Consider the following 22055-nt stretch of genomic DNA (forward strand, 5'->3'; position numbering starts at 1 on the left):
CCTTTTTCTTTTTTCATTTCTGATACATCAATTACATTGGCCAACGATTGCAGTATTCGTTGCTTTCAGAAGAGATCACTTTACCCGTGGATTTAGCCACAGTCAGAACTGTGATTGTCGTGCAGGTTTCATCATAGCTGATATCTTCCTGAGTGCGAGTCGTGTAAACCAGAATCTCACCACGGTCTTCAACAGTGGTATTGCTTGTTACAGGGTAGGTTTTACCTTTACCAGCCACAGAGAATATCTCACCGATCATTCCACCGCCGCCGCCATCACCACCACCGTAACCGCCTCCGTCGAAGCCGCCACCACCGTAGCCACCGCCATCAAAGGAGCCACCACCACGGTCGTTGCCTTCATAGGTTTCTTCGCGAGGATCTTTTTCCTCACCACGCTCTTCACCATCTTTAGGAGCCGGTTCGCTTTTACCTTTTCCTTTTTTTGCAGAGATCACGTTCTGATCGCCAGAACCAACATTGGCAAAAGCAGGTGCCACAAATGCCACAGAAAGCAGGGCTGCCAACAGGATATTTTTCATTCTAAGACTCCTTTTGTATTCAAAGCGAAGTCTTTAGCATAAGGCGGCCCCGAGAGCCATTCCACGACACCACCCTTGCCATATTTTCATGCTTGTTCAGAGTTTATACAGCTTAAAAGCCGTATATTGCGACCGGCCTGCGGCCAACCGAACTACTTACTGGCATTGACGGTCTGATCCGGCAGGAATTCGACCTTACCAGAGGAGATGTCATACATCGCTCCGACCAGCCGCACTTTGCCCTGAGCTTCCAGGTCGCGGATGATTTTGCTTTTTTTTCGAATCCGCTCAACAGTCAATTTCACGTTCAGCTCAGAAGCATGATCCACATGTTCGTAGGATTCAGGATTGAAATTAGGGATTTCTTTTTTTGCCTGAGCCGCGGCCGGTTCAATCTTTTTCAGCAAACCAGTCAGATGTCCCAGCTTCACATTGTTACAGGCTCCTTTGACAGCACCGCATTTGGTGTGCCCCAGCACCACGATCAGCTTTGCTCCCATAGCCGCTGTACCGAACTCCATGCTGCCCAGGATGTCATCGTTTTCAATATTTCCCGCAACTCTGGCAACAAAGAGCTCACCAATCCCCTGATCAAATACGATTTCCACCGGAACACGGGAATCAAGACAACTTAGAACCACAGCATAGGGCTTTTGACCATTTTTGGTTTTATCGATCTGCTGATGGTAGTCCTGCCCGCGCATCTCGTTCTGAACAAAGCGGCGATTGCCTGCCGTCAGAGCATCCAGTCCTTCCTGCGGCGTTGCCGCCTGAACTTTGACAACCGACGGAAGTGACTCCGCCTGAGGAGTTGGTCGGGATGCGCAAGACGACAAAAATGCCGTCGCCAGCAATGCTAATATCAATGCTTTCATGTAGTTTTCCTTCATTGCAAAAAATGGTTATTTTACAGGTGCCACTTCATTCAGAAATAGAAGCAAGGCCTGCCAAGATCGACGAGCGGCGGCCTCATTGTAGGCAGCCCCTTTACTTGGGTCATTGCCCGCTTCCTTCTGAGTAAAAGCATGAACAGCTCCCGAGTAAGCCACAAACTGATAGTCAACTTTAGCCTCATTCATCTCTTTCATGAAACCGTTCACCTCTGCAGGAGGAACGTGTGGATCTATGGCCCCATGAAGAACAAGGATTTTGCCTTTGATGTTCCTGGCATCTTCCGGGTTTGATGTCGCTAGTCCTCCGTGCACACTGACGGCCCCCACGACCGGAAGCCCCGAGCGGGCCGCCTCAAGAGCGCCTGTACCGCCAAAGCAATAGCCCATGATCACAATGTGTTTGGCATCGACATTTTTATTCTTTTTCAGGAATTCAAATGCGGCCTTTTCCCGTTCACGGAAAAGTTTGATATTGCCTTTATACTCCCCTGCCAGTTTCCCGGCCTCGGCCGGGCTGCCGGGAAGTTTACCTTTACCATAAATATCCGCAGCCAGAACCACATAGCCCTTTTCAGCGAGCATACGGGCACTGTTCTTCTCGTGATCAGTCAGGCCCATCCATTGATGGACAATGATGACCGCCGGGCGAGGCCCCTTCGCAGACTCGTCGTAGGCCATAAAACCCTCAAGGACTGTTTTGCCATCTTTATAATCGACGGCTTCTGTTTTTACGTCCGCCATTGCCATTGCTCCTGACAAAATGGTCACCACCGCCATTGCGAAATTTTGTAGTCTCATCTGAACTCCTTCTGACTTTACCAAAGTCTATGAAGGCCCTGCTGAAAGGTCAAAAAACCCCACTTAAGGAGTGCCGAGTCACAAAAAGCTCAATTAAATCCAATATAGCAGGACCTCTTGCAAGTCGCGTTATAGACAGAGACCTTCCTGATCGTGGTACACTAGGGTCTCTATGGAATATCACAGGCTTAGGCCCGTCACATTTAACTTCTCTGAATTAAGCATCACTCTATGACAATTATTATTGTTCTGTTCATCAGTACCATTGGTATCTCGTTTTTATGTTCAATGTTGGAAGCGGTTCTTTTGACTTCAACTTCGGCCTACATCGGAGTTCTGGTCAAAGAGAACAAAAGAAGCGGCAAGCTTCTGGAGCACCTGAAAGAAAATATCGACCGCCCTATTTCCGCCATCCTGACCCTGAACACCGTTTCCCACACCCTTGGCTCTGCTGCAATCGCCTACCAAATCCAGATTCACTATGGCCACGAAATGGTCACTCTGGCTTCTTTCATCCTGACTTTCCTGATCCTGATCCTTTCTGAAATCATTCCTAAATCCATCGGGGCCGCACACTGGAAAGCTCTGGTTCCTTTTTCTGCTTACACCATCCAGTTTATGATTCTGATTTTGTACCCGCTGGTGATTATGTCAGAATGGCTGGGGCGCCTGTTTGCGAAAAATTCCGAAGACCCGGAAGTCACCCGCGAAGAAATTCTGATGACCGCGGAAATCGGTGTGGAAGAAGGCACCCTGAAAGGCAAAGAATCCAACATTATCAAAAATCTGCTGATGCTGGATAAAATCTATGTGTCCGACATCATGACACCAAGATCGGTGTTCTTTGCTTTGGACAAAGACCAAACCGTGGAAGAGGTCTTTAACAAGTATCGTCCACTGCGTTTTTCACGCATCCCGGTTTACGATGGCAGCCTGGATAATATTATCGGCATGACCTATCGCTATAAAATCCACGAGGCTCTGTCGAACGATCAGCACGATAAAGTGATCGGCGATATCGTGACTCCGATTTCCAGTATTCCAGAGCGCATGACGGTGTCTCAGGTTCTGGATTTCTTCATTAAGGAAAAAGAACACGTCGCTTTGGCTGTGGATGAATACGGCATTGTTGCCGGCCTGGTCAGCTTGGAAGATGCCGTTGAAACCCTGTTGGGTGTGGAAATCGTCGATGAGCTGGACAGTGTGGAAGACATGCGTAAGTTCGCATTGGAACAATGGCAACTGCGCAAACAAAAACTGCGCCGGAGCTAATCTGTGATCCTGTTCTATATCCCCTGCCCTGACAAAGCGTGCGCCGCACAGATCGCCAAAACTCTTTTGGAAGAAAAGCTTGTCGGCTGCGCCAACATCATTCCCGGAATGGACTCGATGTACTGGTGGGAAGGAAAAATAGAAACAAGCTCTGAGCATATCTTAATCCTGAAAGTCTTGAAAACCTCTGACGCACAGGACTTAGTCACAAAAAGAGTGAAAGAGCTTCACCCCTATGATGCCCCCTGCATCATGACTCTGCCAGTCCTCGGAATTAACCCCGAATTCAAGAAGTGGCTTGAAGAAATCTAGGTACGGACTTACTTTTGGTAGTGCAAGCGCAGCATAGACTTTTGCGCCTGCGCCAACCCTTAGCAAAAGGCTTATCCGGATGACTCGACAAGAACTTGCCAGGAAAATCTATGACATTGCCCACCTGACTGGAGAATTTAAATTACGCTCCGGACAGATCTCGAACGAGTACTTCGACAAGTATCGTTTTGAGGCACAACCTGCTTTGCTTCGTGAAATCGCCAAACAGATGGCTCCTCTGATTCCTGCGGGCACAGAAGTTTTGGCCGGACTTGAAATGGGCGGCATCCCTATCGCCACGGCCCTGTCGCTGGAAACCGGCATCCCCTGTGTCTTCGTTCGTAAAGAAGCCAAGGAATATGGAACCTGCAAGTTCGCTGAAGGCCTGGAAATCAAAGACAAGAAGGTCTGCGTGATTGAAGACGTCGTCACAACCGGCGGTCAGGTGGTTCTTTCCACGGCGGATTTGCGCTCTATCGGTGCGGATGTTTCCACAGTTTTGTGCGTGATCCACCGGGGCCCATCATTCCCAGAGCCAAAGCTGGTTGAAATCGGGCTGGACCTTCGTCCGCTCTTCAAGAAATCCGATTTTTAGCCGATACAGAGAACTGGTTTATCTTATCGAGGAGAAGACGAGATGAAACAGTTCTCTAAGGCACTTTTAGGCACAGCTATTGTTTTCACCACATCGACCGCCATTGCGGGGTATGACGATTTTGATTGTCGCTCCAATGCACAGATGGAAATGTCGGGTCTAAAATGCGTCTCTTGCGGAATTCAAAAATACTATCAGGATCAGGGGCAGGAAGTTCAGGTTTCCGACAAGTGGCTGGCTTTGATGGGACTGCTGGCGCAAAAGCAGTATAACACCAATACAGTAACATCCGGCGAAGACCGTGAAAAATTCCAGATGTCCGTCATCAAACTTGTTCAGGCCTATGGGGTCTGCTCTGAATATCTGGGAAAAGATACGCTGAAACAAGGTCGCAGCCCTGAATATCATGACATGAGCGCGCAAGACTGGCGTTTTATAAATGAGCTTCTCAATCGTAAACAGAAAGTCTCTGACAAACAAATGGAGACAGCCGCAGAAATGTTTGGGTTTGATTCCTTCTTCTGGCGAAGACAGGACAGCAAAGACAGTTTGGATTATCTATTTGATGGTGCCTTCGATGGCCAGTCCACTTTGGACTACAAACGTGACATCTTCAAAGAAAAGCTGAATCAGGCGACAATCCCCGATTACAATGTGTCCGGTGAAAAAATTGAACGCCCCAAGGACTACATCAAAAAGGGCGACAAAGACCAAGGCCTTCGTAAATGTCTTGCTGATGTAAAAGAGCGCTTCTTTAAAAAACAGATGACCGACAAGACATCTCATAAATTCTGCGCCACGATTGCTGATGCCTGCGATCTGCCACGGAAGAATCTGTCCAACATGCGTGAGGATTTCTGTCTTAGACAAGGGATGGCACTTCGCCCTGCTTCTGCAACTCAGCCAAAACCATTTGGCGGTAGCGGATCAAGTAGTGGCGGCGGCAAGGGCCCAACTCCTCCGGGACTCAGTCGTCCGGCAGGTGGAACCAGATAAAAAAAGGGGCTTGCCAGCCCCTTTTCTTTTACACTCCGCACTTCTTATCAATAGTGCTTTGGATGATCTGCAATTTTTGAGATGGATTTGTGATATTCCACTGCCATTTGAAATCGCGACAATCCTGCCACCAAGGGAAGACCATTTCTCCGAATCTTTCGTGACCGTCATCACGCAACAGGCGCTTGTAAACAATACTTTCGATCGGCGCATAAGCCTTCTTGGACAACAGGCCTTTTGAAATCAGATCAATTGTCACTTCCACACTGGTTACAAAACCAATCTGACCTTCCATTGTAGGATGCTTGGATCGAGCCAGCTTGGAATAAGCTTCGCGGATATAGCTGACCGCAGGAATCTGCGGGAACTCTTTCACCATTTGATCATAAACAATGGCATCAAACTGACCGTTATCACCAAAATAAATCACCAGCTCCGGCTTTTTTTCCGCCAGTAACTTACGAATCACCTTCTGCTTCAGCTCCGGGTCCTGCTTCACGCCGGAATTCATATGTAACTGGGTAATAGGAAAGCCGCTTTCCTCCAGAAAGTCCGAGTGCTGTTCTTGCATCAGAATCTTGGGCGCCAGACTGACATAGTGAAACTCGATATCCTCATGCTGATAGTTCAGCATCTGGAAGATTTCCGGCATACCAACAAAAAGACTGTCATCATCCAGGAAAGAGGTCGCAGCACCTTTCTTGGAAAGAACGTGGGACACCTTCAAAGTATCATCAATATCAGATACCACCAAAACTTTTGCCTCTGCTGCGGCCGCCATCATCAGGCCTGCAAAAAAAGCCAGATACTTTCTCATAAGGATTCTCCTATCGTTTATTACCCAAGAAAATTGAATCGTAAATTGCTTCCCAGTTGATCATCTTAAACTTGGCCTTCACCTGCTGTCGCTCTTCACGACTTAGCGGCTTGTAGCCTCTTTCTTCGACCCAGCCGTAGCCCCAGCGGAAAGGTGTATGCAACTTATTGGTCCCACCCACACGCACACCGCGATAGTAGGCATCGGCCATGTATTTGTTTGATGAAAATTCAACGCACTTGCGCAGCTCTTGATCTGCGCGCTCACGGTCGTCACGAGTGCCACCCTGCCAGTAAGCCACATCGTGGTCCACACAGCAGTCCAGGAAGGCATTCATATCCCAGGCAAAGCCATCCGGACTCATGCTGCATCCATCGCTGGTGAAGTCATTAAGCGTGTTTTTGGAATAGGCCACAGGCGCCACAGCACTGACTATAAAATAGACAGCCAATGCCAACCAGCGTCCCTTAACGGGCTTAAAAGAGATTAGTTTGAGTTCAATGCTCATGCCCCCTTAAGGAGCAAGAGCCAGACCAGATATTTAGGACTACTTTTCGCCCACTACGTAAGCAATCCAACTTTCACAAGCCTCCCCGTGATCCACACGGGTGAAGTTGCCATCCCCAGAGCCATCCGGAGCCGTGCCTTCCCAGAAGACATGCACCTTGCGGAAGCCCACTTCCTGCATCAGATCCTTGATTTCCGAGATAGTCCACAGACGCCAGTCATAGGTGAACACTTGTTCCAGCTTCTTACCACCCACTTTGAAATGGATATGGAAAAGAGCCTCATTGGTTACAGGATCAAAGTTTGTCTGATCCCAGTAATAAGTGAAGCCTTCATGCTTGATTGTGTCTTCAATGGCATCGTAACACTGACTGCCACCAAAAATATCCACCAGGAACATGCCATCTTTATTCAACGTCTTAAACACGTTGGTGAAGTACTTCTTCATCAAATCACGCTGTTTAAAGCAGAAGTATGAAAAATTCATCGCCGCCACGATATCCGCCTTTGGCAGATTCGGGTCCAGCACATTGCCTTCGATCAGGCGCATACGGCGCTGCTGTTCCGGCTTCAACTTGGTCAGGTAATGAGTTTTTCCGTAAGCCATTGGTTCCGGATCAAGATCAATTCCCACAGCTTCATGACGCGGGTTCAGCTTAATCCACTCTGTGGATAGTGCGAAGGTTCCGCAGAAATCCTCACGGAACAAACGGGGATTTTTCCCCTTCAGTTCACGGTAGGTGTTCCAGATAAAAATCACGTCATTTTCCGCAGATTGCACAGACTTCCGATACAGTTCGTACTTATCAAACTGCATCTTGGAGGTTTTCTTGGCAACCCGACGGCGAACCTTCTTACGATGGGAAAGATCTTTTTTGCTCATTAAGGCACTTCCGCAACAACTTCACGAATTGCAGCTTCAATGTCATGCAATTGTGGGACAGAGTTCTTTTCAAGATTCGGATGCAAACCAATGCCTGGAAGGTTCTTACCTGCCAGAACACGAGGACGCGCCATCAATTGATAGAACAATTCCTGAGTCGCACGATAAGCCAAGTGCTCACCAAAGTTCGTCACTTCCGTATCTTCGTTCACGAACAACACGCGGCCTGTTTTTTCAATGGAAGACTTAATCAACTGCCAGTCATAAGGATAAATAGAGCGCAGGTCGATCACCTCAACAGAGATACCCTCTTCCGCCAGTTTATCCGCAATCTCGTCACACAGGTGCACCATGCGACTGTAGGTCACAACCGTGATGTGTTCACCGGCACGAGTGATCTTGCCTTTCCCAATTGGCACCATGTACTTTTCAAGTTCCGGCCAACGAGGTTTCCAGCCATCCGCATTCTGCACCGGCTTGTCGATCATGGCTTTCAGCTCTTTTTCATCCACTGGTTCACCCGGGATCAGTTCATCACCTTTATGGCGCATCAACGCCTTGGATTTCAAATAAAGAACCGGATTTGGATCTTCAATCGCAGACAACATCAAACCGTAAGCATCCAACGGATTGGACGGCATCACGATCTTCCAGCCCGGCAAGCGGGAAGCCCAGGCATCAAAAGAGTGAGAATGATAAACAGAGCCAAAGATCCCCGCACCCACAGGAGTCATCACAACCATAGGAAGCTGAATCTGACCATTGGTACACCACAGGGTGTTCCCGGCAATTTTCAAAAGGTCCATGGTGTTGAAGATATAATCCGCAAACTGGATTTCAGCCACGCAGCGATCACCCGCCATGGCAATACCCATCGCCATACCAATGATCCCACGTTCATCCAGAGTGGAGTTCCAAGCCGTCTGCAAACCTTGAGTCGCCGTGAATACACCACCCAATGGTGCACCCACGTCCTGACCAAAGATATCTTTTACGCCCATGTTTTCTTCACCGTAGTGAAGGGCCATTCTGATGGCCTGCGCAATACTTGCCATTAGAATTTTCTCCAATCTGCATTTTCATTGTTAACGTAAACGTGATCCCAAACAGATTCCGGTGTCGGCGAAGGCTCCTGACGAGCCTGCTCTTGAGCATTCACGCCCTCTGTTTCGTAGATCTCCCAGATTTTCTTCGCGGCTTTTTCAGACAGAATGCCAGCGTCGATCAGGCGTTTTTCAAAACTCAAAACCGGATCAAACAAAGCAGGTTTCTTGTTGGCACCATCCGCAGAAGAGTGACCGTACAAACGAGTCACCATCGCCTCGATGAAGGATGGCTTACCGGTTTTACGGATGTATTCCATCTCTTCTTTCAAGGCCAGATAAGTTTCAACAGGATCATTTCCGTTGATCACGCGTGAGCGGATGTTAAACGCACGTGCACGATCCGCAATGTGAGTTTCCCCATGCTGACCATCATACGGAGTGGAAATACCATAGCCATTGTTTTGAACAGTGATCAGAACCGGAAGTTCCTGCCCCTTACGGGAAGCCAGAATCAAGCAGGACGCGAAATCACCTTCCGCAGTCCCCGCATCACCACCAGTCACAATAGACAGTGCACCTTTACCCACACGCTTTTGCGCCTGAGCTGTACCACACGCGATAGGGTACTGAACTTCCAAAGGAGAAGTCACAGGAGCCACATTCCATTCCGGGAAACAATAGTGACTGGAGAAGTTACGACCGCCTGTTGAAGGATCTGTCGCACGATTCATCATCAGACGAATGGAATCAATCATGGTCATACCCATGGCAACCATCGTTGGCGTACAACGGTAGTGCAAGTGCAACCAGTCATTCTCTGGACCGAAACCTTTACGCGCCAGCATCCCCAGTGGAACACCCCAGGCTTCTTCGCCTGGTCCGCCGATCCAGAAGTAAGCTTCACCAGCTTTGTAGATTTTAATTAAACGCTCTTCAAGAACGCGCGACTTGACCATCAGGTCATGCATACGCAAAAGAATTTCTTCAGACAATCCACCGAAGCTCTGCTTCTTTTTCGCAGGAACAGCAGCTTTCTTGGAAGTTTTCACAGTGGACTTCGCAGCAGGTTTCGCAGCTTTTTTGGTCGTCTTACCAGCAACTGCCTTACCCCCTGTTTTCACAGTGGTCTTTTTAGACATCTTCAGGGCCTCCATTAATCGGGTCTATCTAAGCGAAAACACAACCCTTTGTCACGCCCAATCAACCCTCAAAAACCACCCCAGCCCCAAACCCAATAAACCAGCCCCAACTCCTATAAAACCCATCAAAAATGCCCACTTTTTAAGCTCCCCTTGCCTATCTGAAAACCAACCACGGCGGCGGCAAGCCCCCAAAGGGCGCCCAGCCAATCCCCTCCCCAAAAACAGGAAAGAGCGAGTGGTCAAAAGGGTCCATATCCAAGGCGGAGGGTCGCCCTCGCAGCGCAGGCGTGCTCCTGGCACGTCGGAGCGAGAAGGCGATCCGACAACGCAGGAGATGGGCCCTTTTCACCACTCGCGGATAAAAAAAGCCCGGGGTTTGCCCGGGCTTTAACAACAACGTATCGCTCTATTAAGTCGCACTACTTGGCATTAGCCTGCTTCTGAGGAACCAGGGATTTCCCGTCTTCCAACTGAATCAGATCCAAAAGAACACTTTCGGCTTCCTGAATATCAGGACGCTTCAGGTACTCTTCGTTTTTCTTCGCCTTACTAGCGGTCTTTTTAGCCTTTTCTTTTTTCTCTTTTTCGTTCTTATCTTTAAGAACTTCGCTGACGCGGATTACTTTGCCGCGGGCTTTCGCCTTGTTCAGCTCATCAACAATCTTCTTGAAATCATCGCTTTTCGCCACACGCTCAGAGGATCTTTCACGCAAAGACTTCAACCACTCTGGTTTGATTTCTTTCCAGGCCCCCGGGCCTTCTTTCACGTAAGCATCCGGAGAAAGGAACGCCTCGATTGTTTTTGGCGGCAAAGAATAGTCCATGTACTTTTCACCGATATCATCCGTGCTGAACGGACCTGGCAGAACCACGTCAGCATCAACACCACGGTGCTGAGTCGATTTGCCGCCCGGGATAAAGAACATGCCCACTGTTACTTTGATCGCACCCAAATTATTCGGGATTGGAAGAACAGATTGAACGCTGCCTTTACCATAAGTGTGATCACCACCAACGATCACCGCACGTTTGTAGTCCTGCAAAGTGCCGGACACAATTTCAGAGGCGGACGCAGAAATACGGCTGGTCAATACAACCAGCGGCCCCCCCCAATCAACCATTGGGTCTGTATCGCGCAAAGCGGATTCCGCACGGCCTTCATTTTTAGAGGACTGTTTTACCACGTTCCCCGTTTGGAAGAACAAACCGGCGATTTTTACAGCATCTTCAAGTGAGCCACCACCATTGTTGGAAAGATCCAACACCAGTCCGTCCACTTTTTTCTCGTTGGCTTCTTTGATCAGCTTTTTCATGTCAGCCGCAGATGATCTGCCGCCACGACGGGAATCAGCATAGAAAGATGGGAAATTGATAATGCCCACTTTTTTCTTCTGACCGTTGATTTCATGATCCTGATAAATGATGGAAGCTGCTTCGTCCTCCAAATTCACTTTTTCACGAGTCAATGTGACATCGAAACGTTTTTTGCCGTCACCGGCTTTTCTTAGGATCGTCAGGCGAACTTTTGTGCCTTTGTTGCCACGGATCTTTTTAACAACGTCTTTCAAATCCTGGTCGATCACATTTTCCATAGCGCCTTTTTCCTGGCCTACGGCAATGATCTTGTCCTGTGGTTCAATCAAACCGGATTTTGCAGCAGCACCACCCGGAACCAGTTGTTCAACAACTGTGAAACCATCCTGAGAGGAAAGAGTCGCCCCGATACCTTCCAAGGACAGACGCATCTGGATTTCAAAGTCCTCCAGAACGTCACGAGAGAAGAAGCTGGAATGCGGGTCCAAAGCGCGTGCGAAAGAATCCAGATAGCCGGAGAACAAATCATCCTGAGTGGTTTCCTGAGTTCTCTTCACTGCGCGTTCGTAGTTTTTAATCACATTCTTTTTGGCTTCATCCATTTTCATGTCTGTTGCCATGTAGTTTCCGATTTGGAACTGAATGTATTTTTTCAGATACTCGTTTGCTTCAGCAGCATCTTTCGGCCACGCTTTTTTCTCCGGATCGAAAGTGAATTCTGTTTTTTCATCAAACTTGAAGTCTTTGCCCAGATATTTTTTAGCAAATTCAGAACGGTCTTTCACACGCTCAAGAACAATTTTTTGTGCTTGATCAAGGAAAGTACAGTCACGATTTTTAGTCTTTTCAAAAACATTTCCAGCAGCTTTGCGGATCGCATCCACATCAGCCTGGGTCATATAGATTTTTGAAGGATCAAGGCGTTTCAGATATTGTTCAACCACGCGATTCTGCAAATCTGTATCTCGATTCGTGTACTTAACGTGATTTGCCAAAAAGCCCTGTTCAATGACTGTCAGATAACGGCACTCTAGGCCTTCTTTTAGTTGTGCGGAGGCAAGTGAAGAAACTGCCAGTGAACCAGCAACAACCAAACCTCTAATGCCTTTTGAGAATGAACTCATGATGATCCTTCCGTGTCTCCCCCCCGAGGGAGCAATCCTAATTGCATTAGATTATCAAAGATTTAGCAGAGAGCATTCAATTTATGAAGCTCGTCATAAATTAGGACGTAGAAAGGAATCTTAAGACTTTCGTCGGCCGTCTTCGAAGAAAGACAGTTGTGAGAGGTTGTCCGCTTTGTCACCACGAAGGCCGCTCAATTTGACTTCATGCTTAATGAAACTTCCGTGTTGAGTCTCAATCATGAAGAAGGACATCTCCGGGAACCTGGCCTTAAGTCGAGTCATTTCCTCGACGATCAGCTGGATATTTTTAGGATCATCGTCGGACATACCGAATCGATGGTGGGCATTGTAACCATAAGTTTCAATCGCCTGTTCAACACTGGCGCGGATAGCTCGTTGTTTCAACTCGGCAGTACCTGCTTTGAAGTCCGAATCACCCAGCAAAACGCGCGTCTCTTTATGGCTCACCGGATAGACGCTCAAATAGTTGGGCTCCAATGGTAAAACCTTGTTCTGGACAAAAACGCGGATACCGTCTTTCAAAGTTTCAGGATGATGCCCGCGGGCTGTGATCACGGAAAGAGGACGCTGATTGAAGGCCGCATGATAGAAACATTCCCAGGAAGGCCCCTTCCATTGGAAGTCCGGGTACCCCAGAGCGGCGGCTACGTCCTGCACAAATATCTGTTTTTTGCCGCCCATTTTTTCCAGCTCATCCACATGAACATCACGGAAGTTTCTGAATGTCCCGGTCACATCACAGAAATCAATTTCATAGTCCGCATAGGGCCCCGATTCACCAATGGACTGGTGATACTGGGCAAAATCCCCGCTGGAGATTTGCACTTCAGAGCGATCTTTTTTATGGAATAGAATCAAAGGTGTGGTCAGGAACGCAATATTGTCGTCGAAGTCGAAGAAATAGAAACTGCGACCTCCAAGATGGAAGTTTCTATCCTTTTCCTTAGGGCGGTTAAGCCCCAGTTCCAATTGTCCCTTCAGGGGACTGTCACCCATAACGACCGTTCCTTCCAAGATTTTCAAGCTAAACAGTGGTTGGAATTTACCAAATAAAAAAGGCCCCGAAAAGGGGCCTGAACAATTTACTTCTTCGCCTTGCGAGTGACTACTTTTTTGACACCCAGGGCGCTGGCCTTCTCTTTTGCAGAGGCTGCCTTCTTCAACTCGGGCTTTTTAGGAGCCACCTTTTCACCCGATACTTTTGCGGCCTTGGCTTTCGGAGCAGCTTTCGCCTTCTTCCCTTTGCCTTTGACCGGACCCTTTTCATTGATCAAAGCCACGGCTTGCTCAAGCGTCACCGTGTCCGGGGTTGCCCCCTCTGGCAAAGACGCATTGACCTTGCCGGACTTGATGTAAGGACCATAAGGACCGTTGAAGACCTGAATCGCATCACCCGTTTCTGGATGCGCCCCCAGTTCTTTCAATGGAGCTGCACGGCCACGGCCTTTTTTAGGTTGCGCCAGCATTTCCAAAGCTTTTTCCAAAGTGATATTGAAGATACTTTCGCCCTTCGGAATAGAACGATAGTCCCCGTCATGAACCACGAACGGACCAAAACGTCCCAAGCCCGCTTTAATATCCTTGCCCGTACCCGGATGAGTTCCCAAAGTTTTTGGCAAAGACAGAAGGCTTAACGCCATCGCCAGATCCACTTGTTCTGGCTGAGTGCCCGGAGGCAGCGACGCACGTTTCGGTTTGTCGTCTTCCGGAGTCACATCACCCAATTGCACGTATGGCCCATAGCGGCCATTCAGAACATACACTGGCAGGTCGGTCTCTGGATCATTCCCCAAAGAGTCCGCTCCGTTAATTTTTTGATCAATTAATTTTTCAGCAATTTCCGGAGTGATATCCGCCGGAGATTCATTATCCGGCAAAGACGCACTGACATCTTCACCGTCGCGCTGAGTGGTCACATAGGCACCGTAACGACCGACATGGAATTTGTATTTATCCATGCCTTCCAAAGTCATAGTTCGCGCTTCATTCGGATCAATCTTGTCACCTTGATTGTCCACCAAAGCACGCAAACCTTTTGGACCTTTGTAAATGGAAGCCAGATAACTTTCCCAGTCCAATTCGCCATCCGCGATATTATCCAGGCTTTGTTCCATTTCAGAAGTGAATCCCAGATCCACGTACTGAGACAAATACTGACTAAGCAATTTGGACACAATCATCGCTGTGAACGTCGGCACCAGCGCCGTTCCGTTTTTACGAACATAGCCACGGTCAATGATAGTCCCGATAACAGAGGCGTACGTGGAAGGACGACCAATGCCCTCTTTTTCCATTGTCTGGACAAGGCTGGCCTCGGTGTATCGAGCCGGTGGTTTGGTTTCATGGGAAGTCGGATCCAACTTCGCGCATTTCACAGCGTCTTTAACCACCAACGCTGGCAAACGCACTTCACGTTCAGCCAAATCTGCTTCTGGATCATCACTGCCTTCCACGTAGGCTCTCAAGAAGCCCGGGAATTCAATGGTCATACCGGAAGCCCCAAACAACGCCTCACCCACGGTGATCTTCGCACTAACTTGCTTCTGGCGAGCATCCACCATCTGGGACGCAATCGTACGTTTCCAGATCAGGTCATACAGACGGAACTGAGTTCCCGTAAGCCCCGTTTCATCCGGGTCCATAAACTGATTACCGGCAGGACGAATCGCTTCGTGGGCCTCTTGTGCGCCTTTGACTTTTTTAGCGGCGTAATTGCGCGGCTGCGGAGTCAGATATTCTTTTCCGTACTTGCTTTCGATACAATCACGAGAAGCTGTAATCGCCTCATTAGACAGGAAGGTGGAGTCCGTACGCATATAGGTGATGAAACCCTGTTCGTACAATTTCTGTGCGACCTGCATGGTTTCACGGGAACTTAATCCCAGCTTTCTATTGGATTCCTGTTGCAAAGTGGAAGTGATAAACGGTGGAGCCGGTTTACGGAAGGTTGGTTTTTCCTCGACATCCGTCACCTGCCAGTTGCCGGATTTCAAATCTAGGGACAACTTGCCTGCTGTTTTTTCATCCAGAACCAGAACGTCTTTACCTGCTGTCAACTGACCCGTCAGACCATCAAAGTCCTTACCAGTTGCCACACGTTGGTTTTTATATTGTTGCAGACGGGATTCAAAGTTCACACCGTCTTTGCTCAGTTCTGCAAGCACGCCCCAGTAAGAGGACTTTTTAAAGCGCACGCGCTCTAGTTCTCTTTCCACGATCAGGCGCACGGCCACGGACTGCACACGACCTGCAGAAAGACCGTAGGCCACTTTTTTCCAAAGCAGCGGAGAAATCGTGTAACCCACCAAACGATCCAATACACGACGCGCTTCCTGAGCACGCACCAGATTGAAGTCAATCTCTCGCGTGTCTTTCAAGGCTTTTTGAATCGCGTCTTTGGTGATCTCATGGAACACCATGCGCTTGGTTGGAACTTTTGGTTTTAACACTTCCAACAAATGCCAGCTGATAGATTCTCCTTCGCGGTCTTCATCCGTCGCGAGATACAGCTCTGAGGCATCTTCAAGTTTGTCTTTCAGATTCTTAACGACTTTGGTTTTGTCTTTGGGAACACAGTACAAAGGTTCAAAGTTCTTATCGACGTTGACACCCAACTGGGCCCATTTTTCTTTTTTGACCTTTTCAGGGATATCTTTGGCGGATTGAGGCAGATCGCGGATGTGTCCCATGCAGGATTCCACGACATAATCTTTACCCAGGAACTTACGGATGGTCTTGGCCTTCGTGGGAGACTCCACGATGACTAACTTAATACCGTCTGATGCGTCGCTTTTTTTTGCCATGACTCAAGCCCTTCGTCTAGGAGCCGTCATCAAGATGAGAAGCTGTAGCGGCCCCTATATAATAGACAAAACATGAAGGTGAATGTCTTCGGGCGCAAGTCTAAACTTTGACGAGCCATATCAACTTAGACCTTGGCTCGATGTCCAGCTATACTGCGGAAATGAAAAATGCCTCTGAATTCTCAAGCCCGTTGCGCTTTTTGCTGACTGATATCGACGACACTTTGACTGACGAAGGACAGTTGGGGCCAGAGGCCTATGAAGCCCTATGGGCCCTTCATCGTGCGGGGATTCACGTCATCCCCGTAACAGGACGCCCAGCTGGCTGGTGTGAAATGATCGCCCGCGTCTGGCCCGTCAGCGGCATTGTCGGAGAAAACGGCGGCTTCTACTTCCGCTATCACAACAAAACCATGCAGCGCCATTTTTTCTTTGATGAAAAAACTCAAAAAGAAAATCGCACAAAACTTCAGCAGCTTGAAAAAGAAATTCTGCAAAAGGTTCCGGGCTGCGATCTGGCCAGTGATCAGTTCTGCCGCTTGATGGATCTGGCCATCGACTTCTGCGAAGACGTTCCGGCCCTGCCGAAATCCGAAGTGCAAAAGATCGTGGACATCTTCCATCAGCATGGCGCTCAAGCCAAAGTCAGCTCCATTCACGTCAACGGCTGGTTCGGCAGCTATGACAAACTGACCATGTCATTAAGATTCCTGGAAAAAGAATTCGGCGTGACTGCGGAAGAAGCCAAAAAAGTCTGCGGCTTCTCGGGCGATTCCCCGAATGATGAACCTATGTTCACTTATTTCCCGCACAGTTTCGCGGTCGCGAACATTCAGAATTTTATTGATCAGATAAAAAACAAACCCACCTATGTCTCCAAAGACCGAGGTGGGTTGGGCTTTACAGAAATCGCCAAAGCGATTTTAAAAAGTCACACGAAGACCTAAAACCAGGTACGGACTTACTTCTGGTAGCAATAGCGCGTCTAACGCTGCTGCACTACCAAAAGTAAGTCCGTACCTTTTGGATTAGCGGAGTTCTACTTTTCCTTCTTTGGAGAAGGGGATTCTGAAGAATGAGAGCTTTGCATCGCCTTCGATGCGATAGCTCACTTCACGGGCCATCAGGATACTGCCGATATTACCCAGCAATGCCGTGTATTTCACAGGCAGCGGAACCTCGACCTTTGCCGACTGTTTTGCTGGAACCGTCACTGGCTTTTCGGTTTTGGCTTCCGTCAGCTCTTTGCCAGACAAGAAGACCTTGTAGGTGATTTCATCCACCTTAATGTCGCGCTCATTAGGATTTTCCACGTCGATCACAAACACCAGCGTTGTTCCGACCAGATCCGCATCTTTGGCATAGACCTCGTGCAACTGAACTTTGGGTTCTTCTTTATAGCCCAGCAGGCTGGCACAGCCCAACCCACTGACCGCCATCCATCCTGTCATCACAAGTGCCAAAACAGACTTCATCTAGGCACCTGCAAAGCTTAAGGATTTAATCAGCACATCCGGACAAATAAAGGAACTGCCCGGCTTGTTATATTCGTTCCCCATCGCTTCGATTTCACGAAGTAGATCCAGAACATTCCCTGACATCACAAACTGATCCACAGGTGCGATCTTTTTGCCATTTTCATACAGGAAACCTTCTGCGGGCATCGAGAAGTCACCAGTGGATTCTTTAAAACCCGCATGCAATCCGCCAGAGAACTCTGTCAAATACACAACTTTATCGTGAGAGGACAACAATTCCTGCAATGACTGTTCCCCCTTGGCCACCACAAGATTTGTCGGTCCAATCGCCTGCTGTGAAGCCGGACTGCGACGGGCATGTGCGGTGTGCGGCAGGTTCATTTTCTTTGCATATTCCAAGTTGGAAAGGAAGTTTTTCAGAACACCTTTTTCAAACAGAACCGTTTTCTGCGAAGCTGCACCTTCATCATCAAAAGGACGTACCGCAGTTCCGCGTGTTTCAAATGGATCATCCAGAAGTTCAAACTTTTCGCTGGCAATTTTTTGTCCCAGCTTGCCCTGGAACAGGGATTTCCCCTCGTGAACCTCTTTGGCAGAGAAGTACTGATAAATCATCTGTAACACCATCGGGAATTCGTCACGGCTGATCACAACCGCATAATTTCCTGTCGGCAGCTTCTGGGCGCCCAAGCGGGAAACGGCTTTATCCACACCGTCATGCGCCACTTTTTCCGCGTTAATATCCGCGAAGTTGCGCGCAAAGAATCCTTCGCCGCCCATTTTGGAGCTTTCGCCCTCTTTTGCCAGCGGATACGCATAGCCGGAATAATAACTCTGTTTGAATTCCTGATCCAGGCCCTCAGAATTTAGCACACGCTTAAAGCTGACATTTTCACTGAATCCGGAATAAGGAACCGCCGTAATGCGCGCATCCTTATCCAGACATTTTTCTTCCAGCAAACGTGCGACTTCCAATTTCTTATCCATCGCCACGGTTTCTGTTTTAAACAGACCCTCCATCACCTTCACAGACTGTGGCTTTACCAGCTCCACCGCTGCGGCATCACCACTTTGCACAGTTTTGGCGTTGTTCAAGGCCTCCACATAAGTGCGCAGCAACGATTCTTCAGAAAGATTTTCGGTATAGGCATACCCCTGACTGGCCCCCAAAATCACACGCAGACCGGCCATTTGGGATTGCGTGGATTCAAAGGATTCCAGTTTCTTTTTGGAATAACCAATGCTCAGGCTTTCCCCGCCCGAGATCAGCATTTCCACTTTGGCGCCGTCGTGACGGGCTTTTTCAACAATTGTTTGGAAGGTTGTTTTAACTGTATCCATTATTTTGCTCTCCCCCCAACCATCAGGCTGGAAACAAGAATCTGTGGCTGCCCCACGGCTGCCGGGATGCTACCACTGACAGACCCGCACATACCGCGTGCCAATTTTAGATCATCAGAAACCTTAGTGATCTTACCCAAAGTGTCGATACCACGACCAATCAGGCAGGCCCCTTTTACAGGTTCTTCGATACGACCATTACGAATGATGTAGGCTTCACCCACCTGGAAATTGTAGTCACCTGTTCCCGGGTTCACGGAACCACCACCCATTTTTTTGGCGTAAAGGCCGTAATCCACGTCGCGGATCATGTCTTCAAACTTATCCTTACCCGCAGCAATAAACGTGTTACGCATACGGGATGCCGGAGCATATTTATACGACTGACGGCGTCCGCTGCCAGTAATATCATAGCCCGTCTGACGAGCGCCCATTTCATCCACAATATAGGATTTCAAAACACCATTTTCAATCAATGTGGTTTTTTTGGTTCTATTTCCCTCGTCGTCCATATTCAGGGAGCCCCAGCCGTTTTCGATGGTGCCATCGTCAATGGCCGTCACACTTTCGTGTGCGATTTTCTGTCCCAGCTTCCCGCAAAAGACAGAGGCATCCTTTGCCACTGACGTTGTTTCCAGACCGTGGCCACAGGCTTCGTGGAAAATCACTCCACCAAAGGCATTATCAATCACCACCGGCATTTCACCTGCGGGTGCATAAGCTGCGGTCGTCAGCATCATCGCACGATCCACAGACTGTTCTGCCAGGGATTTCAAATCGATATTGTCATAGATTTCTGATGTTCCCATGTGACCTTCATCTTCACTGGCGCTTTCTTTCACGCCATTATGTTCAACAAAGGTCTGCATGCGAATACGTGTGTAAGCCCGTTCATCATAGGCCATCAAACCACGGGAGTTGGCGATCTGCACACGCTGGAATTTTTCATTCAAGCCCGCATCCACCTGTGTCACCGCGGAATTGCGTGCACGGGACACCTGATCAATCGTATTCAACCAGCGGAACTTGCGATCACGGTTCATTTCCCAAGGTTTTTCTCCGTAGGTGTGGATCGTATCGAAAGGCACCTGCAATAAAGGCATGGACTTGGACGCTGCTCCGGCCCCACGGCTCTGAGCCGCGTTCAACGCCGCCTTTACCAGACCGGTCTCTGACAAATCGTTGGTCGTCACATAGACGATCTCATGACCAAAGAACAAACGAATACCCGCACCGTACAACTGGCCGACAATGGCCTGTTCGGGCTTGGAATTAAGAACACTCAATTGCGAGGAATATGTATCTTCCAAAAAGATATCTGCGAAATCAGCACCTGTACTCAAAGCCGCATCCAGAGCTTTTGTCAGGATATGAGGTTGAACGATCATGAGGACCTCCTTAAGAGCTTCAAGAGTATCCTACCTGAGCCCTCCTCCAAAGTGAAAAACCCCACAGGTCGTGTCATCACGCCCTGGAGTATCACCAGATAGATCTTTTAATTTGGTCTCTTATGGAACAGGTCTTGAAGACTCTCTGCGCAGGAGTAATGAATGAGCTCTCAACTCAAATGAACCCCCTTCCAATGTCGAGTCCTTTGACAAAGTGCCGACTATTGCCGGCAGGGTGATGAAATTTGAGGAATTGTAAGGAAATAGTATGAACGTGCTTTCTGTGATTCTTGCGATCGCGATGCTGTCCGCCTCTGCCGGGGCCAGCACGCAGCCCTCTTTGACAGCAGACCAAGAGGCTCTGCTAACAGAGATTAAAACCAAAACCATCAGTCTGGTGGAAAAACAAAAAACCGAAGCAGAAAAGTTGCGCCGCTGCTTTGCCTTCATCAATTTGTGCGATGAAGACATCAAGTCCAAACTTCCCCTGATCCGCTCCGCCATCAAGCAGAAGTCAGAAGAATATCGCCTGCTTGTGGGACTTGCCAACGGCAAAACCGTAGCTGGCCAGGGGGTTTATACGACTGTGACCTCGGCCCGGTTGGGAATGACCCTGCCCTTTGTGCGCTACGAAACCAGATTCGATCAGGATCAGTCCGAGCTGTCTCTGTTACGTCGTATCTATAAAGATGACCTTCAGGCCATTTCAGACAAAGCCGAGCAAAAATATCTGAACTTTCCGAAAAGCCCTCGCTTTGATCCCACAGGCTACGTGATAGAAAATGAACTTAAACAGGCCGCAGAGTTTTATCGTCTGCAAGCTTTCCTGATCATCCATCAGGTGCCGTTTGTGATTTATCTTCCCACCGACAAACCCACCGATCAGCAGGTGGCCAGCGCCATTGGCAAGTACATTGAACATGTTCAAAAAGCTCTGGGCGAACTTTACGACACCGAGAAAAATCCTCTGCTAAGTTTTTTGGTGTATGAACCAGTGGTCGCCAATGTCGTGGCCGGAAATCCGGTCAAGCAGCGCATGGTGCAACTGATGCTGATAAACCAGAAACACACTGTGGGCCTGAAAGCGTGGATCGAAAGAAACTCGCCAAGCATCAAGCTGGCAGCATTTTCAACTTGCTCGCTGGTTGCCGCTGTTTTACAGGCATGGCCGGTGTCTTTGGCCTGCGGCGGTACAGTGACGGCCATCACTGGGAAACAGCTTTATGATGATTATCACAAGATGAAAGACAATTTCGCCCTGTGGCTGACCGGGGCCCAAAGCCATACCGCCGTGAAAAATGCCGAAGCCCGTGTGATGTATTCCACTCTGGCCTTGTTCTTTGCCGGCCAGTCTGTCGGGAACACCATTGTGGCGATTGAAACCAGCTTGGTGGCAACACTCAGCTCCCTGCCGACCGTGGCAGCAGCCCGCTTTACCAGTTTAACGGCGTTAAGAGAAGGCGGTATCCGCTTTGCCTCAAGAACGATTGAAATGAAGGGCAAGGACCTGGGTGCCAGCTTGTTTGCGGCGTCCTACGCCAATGTGACAGACAAGGATTTGCACACGTCCCGCGAGGAACGAATCTTTACTTATAAGGATTTGTTGTTGTTGCAACAGACGGCTGAAAAACAGCCCTAGTGATTTCCGGTCGAATTTGAGAATAAAAAAAGCGCCCTTCTACGGGGCGCTTTTTTAGCAAAACCTATTTACGGATTTTTGCTCTGTACATACGCTTCTTGGTCAAGATGCGTTTTTTTCTAGCGCGGATACCTTTTCTGGA

General features: G+C 48.7%; 20 protein-coding genes. 6 read left to right on the forward strand and 14 right to left on the reverse strand.

What is annotated here, in order from left to right:
- Positions 1 to 31: 31 nt before the first annotated feature.
- The 3 genes from EZJ49_RS03180 to EZJ49_RS03190 form a co-directional block, all read right to left on the reverse strand.
- Complete coding sequence (locus EZJ49_RS03180) at positions 32 to 541, reverse strand: hypothetical protein (protein ID WP_262554269.1); 510 nt, start codon at positions 539 to 541, stop codon at positions 32 to 34.
- A gap of 152 nt (positions 542 to 693) precedes the next feature.
- A complete protein-coding gene (locus EZJ49_RS03185; RefSeq protein ID WP_262554270.1) occupies positions 694 to 1416 on the reverse strand; it encodes a carbonic anhydrase family protein in 723 nt (240 codons plus the stop codon).
- Between the two features lie 27 nt (positions 1417 to 1443).
- Positions 1444 to 2232: a dienelactone hydrolase family protein gene (locus EZJ49_RS03190; RefSeq protein WP_262554271.1), complete on the reverse strand. Its 789-nt coding sequence runs from the start codon at positions 2230 to 2232 to the stop codon at positions 1444 to 1446.
- A gap of 231 nt (positions 2233 to 2463) precedes the next feature.
- On the opposite strand from EZJ49_RS03190, the gene EZJ49_RS03195 reads away from it, so the two are divergent.
- The 4 genes from EZJ49_RS03195 to EZJ49_RS03210 all read left to right on the forward strand — a co-directional run bounded on the left by EZJ49_RS03195 (position 2464) and on the right by EZJ49_RS03210 (position 5407).
- On the forward strand, positions 2464 to 3504 hold the full coding sequence (locus tag EZJ49_RS03195) for a CNNM domain-containing protein (protein ID WP_262554273.1): 1041 nt from the start codon (positions 2464 to 2466) through the stop codon (positions 3502 to 3504).
- A gap of 3 nt (positions 3505 to 3507) precedes the next feature.
- Complete coding sequence (gene cutA, locus EZJ49_RS03200; RefSeq protein ID WP_262554275.1) at positions 3508 to 3816, forward strand: divalent-cation tolerance protein CutA; 309 nt, start codon at positions 3508 to 3510, stop codon at positions 3814 to 3816.
- A gap of 79 nt (positions 3817 to 3895) precedes the next feature.
- Entirely contained in the window at positions 3896 to 4411 is a 516-nt protein-coding gene (gene pyrE, locus EZJ49_RS03205) for an orotate phosphoribosyltransferase (RefSeq protein ID WP_262554277.1), read from the forward strand.
- 42 nt (positions 4412 to 4453) lie between these two features.
- Complete coding sequence (locus EZJ49_RS03210; RefSeq protein ID WP_262554278.1) at positions 4454 to 5407, forward strand: hypothetical protein; 954 nt, start codon at positions 4454 to 4456, stop codon at positions 5405 to 5407.
- A 28-nt stretch (positions 5408 to 5435) separates the two neighbouring features.
- Here the strand turns inward: EZJ49_RS03210 and EZJ49_RS03215 are convergent, their stop codons facing one another.
- The 8 genes from EZJ49_RS03215 to topA all read right to left on the reverse strand — a co-directional run bounded on the left by EZJ49_RS03215 (position 5436) and on the right by topA (position 16067).
- Positions 5436 to 6224 carry an App1 family protein gene (locus EZJ49_RS03215; RefSeq protein ID WP_262554280.1) on the reverse strand — a complete coding sequence of 263 codons (789 nt, stop codon included), beginning with the start codon at positions 6222 to 6224 and terminating at the stop codon, positions 5436 to 5438.
- A 10-nt stretch (positions 6225 to 6234) separates the two neighbouring features.
- Positions 6235 to 6732, reverse strand: a complete 498-nt coding sequence (locus EZJ49_RS03220; protein ID WP_262554282.1) for a phospholipase — start codon at positions 6730 to 6732, stop codon at positions 6235 to 6237.
- A gap of 39 nt (positions 6733 to 6771) precedes the next feature.
- Positions 6772 to 7614 carry a class I SAM-dependent methyltransferase gene (locus EZJ49_RS03225; protein ID WP_262554284.1) on the reverse strand — a complete coding sequence of 281 codons (843 nt, stop codon included), beginning with the start codon at positions 7612 to 7614 and terminating at the stop codon, positions 6772 to 6774.
- Positions 7614 to 8669, reverse strand: coding sequence for an alpha-ketoacid dehydrogenase subunit beta (locus EZJ49_RS03230; RefSeq protein WP_262554286.1), 1056 nt, complete (start codon positions 8667 to 8669; stop codon positions 7614 to 7616). Before EZJ49_RS03230 ends, EZJ49_RS03225 begins: the two co-directional genes overlap by 1 nt.
- Positions 8669 to 9799: a thiamine pyrophosphate-dependent dehydrogenase E1 component subunit alpha gene (locus EZJ49_RS03235; protein WP_262554288.1), complete on the reverse strand. Its 1131-nt coding sequence runs from the start codon at positions 9797 to 9799 to the stop codon at positions 8669 to 8671. Before EZJ49_RS03235 ends, EZJ49_RS03230 begins: the two co-directional genes overlap by 1 nt.
- A gap of 422 nt (positions 9800 to 10221) precedes the next feature.
- Complete coding sequence (locus EZJ49_RS03240; protein ID WP_262554290.1) at positions 10222 to 12240, reverse strand: S41 family peptidase; 2019 nt, start codon at positions 12238 to 12240, stop codon at positions 10222 to 10224.
- A 120-nt stretch (positions 12241 to 12360) separates the two neighbouring features.
- Positions 12361 to 13260: a hypothetical protein gene (locus EZJ49_RS03245; protein WP_262554292.1), complete on the reverse strand. Its 900-nt coding sequence runs from the start codon at positions 13258 to 13260 to the stop codon at positions 12361 to 12363.
- Positions 13261 to 13346: 86 nt separating this feature from the next.
- Positions 13347 to 16067 carry a type I DNA topoisomerase gene (gene topA, locus EZJ49_RS03250; protein WP_262554294.1) on the reverse strand — a complete coding sequence of 907 codons (2721 nt, stop codon included), beginning with the start codon at positions 16065 to 16067 and terminating at the stop codon, positions 13347 to 13349.
- A 140-nt stretch (positions 16068 to 16207) separates the two neighbouring features.
- Between topA and EZJ49_RS03255 the strand changes: the two genes are divergently transcribed.
- A complete protein-coding gene (locus tag EZJ49_RS03255) occupies positions 16208 to 17014 on the forward strand; it encodes an HAD family hydrolase (RefSeq protein ID WP_262554295.1) in 807 nt (268 codons plus the stop codon).
- 81 nt (positions 17015 to 17095) lie between these two features.
- On the opposite strand, the gene EZJ49_RS03260 is transcribed toward EZJ49_RS03255, so the two are convergent.
- The 3 genes from EZJ49_RS03260 to EZJ49_RS03270 are packed head-to-tail and all read right to left on the reverse strand — an operon-like array spanning position 17096 to position 20274.
- The gene (locus EZJ49_RS03260; RefSeq protein WP_262554296.1) at positions 17096 to 17542 is read right to left on the reverse strand and encodes an LEA type 2 family protein; all 447 of its coding nucleotides are present in this window, start codon (positions 17540 to 17542) and stop codon (positions 17096 to 17098) included.
- Positions 17543 to 18886, reverse strand: coding sequence for a TldD/PmbA family protein (locus EZJ49_RS03265; RefSeq protein WP_262554297.1), 1344 nt, complete (start codon positions 18884 to 18886; stop codon positions 17543 to 17545).
- Positions 18886 to 20274 (reverse strand): TldD/PmbA family protein, encoded by a 1389-nt coding sequence (locus EZJ49_RS03270; RefSeq protein WP_262554298.1) that lies wholly within the window; start codon positions 20272 to 20274, stop codon positions 18886 to 18888. Before EZJ49_RS03270 ends, EZJ49_RS03265 begins: the two co-directional genes overlap by 1 nt.
- Before the next feature lie 268 nt (positions 20275 to 20542).
- Here EZJ49_RS03270 and EZJ49_RS03275 point away from each other — a divergent pair, with 268 nt between their 5' ends.
- Complete coding sequence (locus tag EZJ49_RS03275; protein WP_262554300.1) at positions 20543 to 21913, forward strand: hypothetical protein; 1371 nt, start codon at positions 20543 to 20545, stop codon at positions 21911 to 21913.
- Positions 21914 to 22055 lie beyond the last annotated feature (142 nt).

The organism is Bdellovibrio bacteriovorus, from assembly GCF_025558485.1.
GTDB classification, from domain to species: Bacteria; Bdellovibrionota; Bdellovibrionia; order Bdellovibrionales; family Bdellovibrionaceae; genus Bdellovibrio; species Bdellovibrio bacteriovorus_G.